Genomic DNA, 3,833 nt, shown 5'->3' with positions numbered 1-3,833 from the left:
TGATACATTGAGGGGTTATACGGGGGTTGACTACTTCGCAGATCCCTACTACAAGTATAGATATATACCAAGAGGTTATACGGGAAATGACTCCCTCTTTGGTGGTATTGGTGACGATCGCTTGTATTCTTCAGTAGATTATGCCATTACGCCGCGCCCAATGTATCCCGCAGATGGTAGAAAATTACCTGATATTTACACTCATCCTGCTGATGTGCGATCGCAAATTCAATCTGATTTAGGAAACTTCCCTCTGTTCGATTTTTGGGGGCCAAAAACTTCCATTAGTTCTAGCCAATGGATTGCCAATTCGGCAAAATGGATTGAGGAACGTTACAGCCCTACATTATCACTAGTTTATCTCCCACATTTAGATTACTGTCTGCAACGATTCGGTGATGATCAAAAACACATCCAAGCAGATTTGCGAGAAATTGATGCTGTTTGTGGCGATCTAATTAAATATTATCAAGCACGTAATATTCAGGTAATTATTCTTTCTGAGTACGGAATTACTCCAGTTTCTAAAGCAGTGGATCTCAACCGGATATTACGGAATAATGGTTTAATTGCTGTGCGAGAAGAATTGGGGCGAGAATTGCTCGATTTTGGTGCTAGTATTGCCTTCGCTGTGGCAGATCACCAAATTGCTCATGTATATGTGAATGATCCGGCGTACATCCCGAAAGTGCGATCGCTTTTAGAAGCGACTGAAGGCGTAGCGCAGGTATTGGATGAAGAAGGTAAACAAGCCTACCATCTTACTCATCCTAGATCGGGAGAGTTGGTGGCGATCGCTCAACCTGATGCTTGGTTTACCTATTATTATTGGCTGGATGATGCAAAAGCCCCTGATTTTGCTAGAACTGTAGATATCCACCGTAAACCTGGTTACGATCCTGTAGAACTTTTCCTTGATCCGCAAATTAAATTTCCTCAAGGAAAAATTGCTCTCAAGTTACTTAAGAAACAACTAGGTTTTCGCTACCTCATGGATGTGATTCCTCTGGATGCTTCCCTAGTACGTGGATCTCACGGTCATATTACAACTTCTCCAGATCAAGGGCCTCTATTGATCACCGAGCAAACTCATCTAGTTAATGAAAACACAATTGAGGCGACAGATGTTTGCTCGTTAATTCTCAAACATTTAAATCAGGAGTAAGTAGGTCGGCGCAATTAAAGTTAACTGGCTGTCATTTGTCATTTGTCGTTTGTCATTTGTCATTTGTCGTTTTTCATTTGTCATTTGTCATTTGTCATTTTGCATTAGTAAGGGTTTTAAGCTTATTTACGTTTGCACTGGATCCCCAAAGTCGCCGAAGGAAGACCAAAGAGGGGAAAATCCAGTTCCCTCCCCGATTTCGGGGAGGGTTAGGATAAGTCAAGCGATCGCAAAATCAAAAGTAGACGCAACTGGGGAACCCAAAGGTTAACACTGCTGAGAACAGGGTAGACTGAGCAAAGAAGGCAACTACTTGCATTGGATCATGACTAATCGCCTTGCTGAAGCTAAGAGCCTCTATCTCCGCAAACACGCCGAAAACCCCATTGATTGGTGGCCTTGGTGTGATGAAGCACTTGCAACTGCAAGGGCGCAAAATAAACCGATTTTTCTCTCCATTGGCTACTCTAGTTGCCACTGGTGTACTGTGATGGAAGGCGAGGCTTTTTCTGATATTGCGATCGCTGACTACATGAATGCTAATTATCTTCCCATCAAAGTAGACAGGGAAGAAAGACCTGACCTTGATAGCATCTATATGCAAGCTTTGCAGATGATGAGCGGTCAAGGAGGTTGGCCTTTGAATATTTTTCTCTCCCCAGAAGATTTAGTGCCGTTTTATGCTGGTACTTATTTCCCTGTAGACCCGCGCTATGGTCGTCCCGGATTTTTCCAGGTGTTGCAATCCCTTCGCCGTTATTACGATACAGAAAAACAGGATTTACAGCAACGCAAAGCTTTAATTATTGAGTCTCTGCTCACCTCTGCGGTATTACAAGATGGTACAACAACTGAGCTTGAAGACCATGAATTACTCCGCCAAGGTTGGGAAACCAGTACGGGTATAATTACTCCTAGTCAATCTGGCAACAGTTTTCCGATGATTCCCTACACAGAATTAGCACTGCGGGGAACTCGATTTAATTTTGAATCTCGCCATAATGGCAAGGAAGTTTGTACCCAACGGGGACTAGAGTTAGCGCTGGGAGGCATTTATGACCATGTAGGCGGTGGTTTTCATCGCTATACTGTTGACCCAACTTGGACAGTACCCCACTTTGAAAAGATGCTCTACGATAATGGACAGATTGTGGAGTATTTAGCTAGTTTGTGGAGTGCAGGAATACAAGAACCAGCTTTTGAAAGGGCGATCGCTGGTACTGTACAATGGTTGAAGCGGGAAATGACCGCGCCTGAAGGTTACTTCTATGCTGCTCAAGATGCCGATAGTTTCACTGAATCCACGGCGGTAGAACCAGAAGAAGGAAGTTTTTATGTCTGGAGTTACACCGAACTACAACAACTTTTAACACCTGAAGAATTAACGGAATTACAACAGCAATTTACTGTTACCCCTAACGGTAACTTTGAAGGACGTAATGTTTTACAAAGACGAAATTTAGGGCAATTGACTGCAACGCTAGAAACATCACTGAGCAAGTTGTTTGGAGTTCGCTATGGCGTTAGTTCTAAGTCACTAGAAACTTTTCCTCCTGCTCGTAACAACCAGGAAGCAAAAACCACTAACTGGCCAGGTCGCATTCCTTCGGTGACAGATACGAAAATGATTGTCGCCTGGAATAGTTTGATGATTTCCGGGCTGGCTAGGGCTGCTACGGTGTTCCAACAACCATTATACCTGGAATTAGCAGCACGAGCGGCGAATTTTATTTTGGAAAATCAGTTCGTTGATGGGCGTTTCCACCGACTCAACTATCAAGGAGAACCAACTGTTTCAGCGCAGTCTGAAGATTACGCCTTTTTTATTAAAGCTCTTTTGGATTTACAAGCTTCCAACCCTGAGCAGAACCAATGGTTAGAAAATGCGATCGCTATCCAAAATGAATTCAACAATTTTCTCTGGAGTGTAGAGTTAGGTGGTTATCATAACACATCAAGCGATACTAGTCAAGATTTAATTGTCAGAGAACGTAGTTACGCCGATAATGCTACACCATCAGCCAATGGAATAGCGATCGCTAACCTTGTCCGTCTCGCCCTACTCACCGATAATCTAGATTATTTGGATTTAGCGGAACTTGGTTTGAAAGCTTTTAAGAGTGTAATGCATCGCGCTCCCCAAGCTTGTCCCAGCTTGTTTACAGCTTTGGATTGGTATCGTAATTCTACTTTGATTCGCAGCAGCACTGAGCAAATAAACTCGCTGATCCCCAAGTTTCTACCAACGGCTGTGTTTGCCATAACATCTGATTTACCAGAGGGAAGCGTTGGGTTAGTTTGCCAAGGTTTGAAATGTCTTGCACCAGCAGAAAGTGTAGAGCATTTATTGCAGCAAGTCCACAAAAGTCAGGTGAGGGCGTGAAATCGCTCTCAAGAAGGGATTAAACACTCAATATTCTCATTGAGATCCTCAAGCGCCAGCCAGCCTGGGGTTATAAACCCTTGTCATTACCAACATCTTTTAAAATCAGGTAGGGGTGTAATAGAGTCATCGAAGAAGATTGAACAATTTCACAGACCTCAATGCTTGGGCAGTTAGCAATAAGACTTTTCCACAATTGCCCAGTCTGGTCGAATCTCGCAAATGATTCTCTTGAATTCCCCAAACAGATTGCGTTCATCCTGCGATGCTTTTTGTTTCCCCGCG

2 protein-coding genes are annotated in these 3,833 nt (G+C 43.3%); both read left to right on the top strand.

Annotated elements, in window-relative coordinates; genetic code table 11:
* Nucleotides 1-1,165 (top strand): nucleotide pyrophosphatase/phosphodiesterase family protein (locus tag LC605_RS31625; protein ID WP_229551346.1); only part of this gene is annotated, 1,165 nt, incomplete at its 5' end.
* 325 nt (nucleotides 1,166-1,490) lie between these two features.
* Nucleotides 1,491-3,548, top strand: a complete 2,058-nt coding sequence (locus LC605_RS31620) for a thioredoxin domain-containing protein (protein ID WP_229551345.1) — start codon at nucleotides 1,491-1,493, stop codon at nucleotides 3,546-3,548.
* The last annotated feature ends 285 nt before the right edge of the window (nucleotides 3,549-3,833 follow it).

The sequence above is a fragment of the Nostoc sp. CHAB 5836 genome (assembly GCF_020829445.1).
Lineage (GTDB): Bacteria > Cyanobacteriota > Cyanobacteriia > Cyanobacteriales > Nostocaceae > Nostoc.
This window is presented reverse-complemented; position numbering and strand designations above follow the sequence as displayed.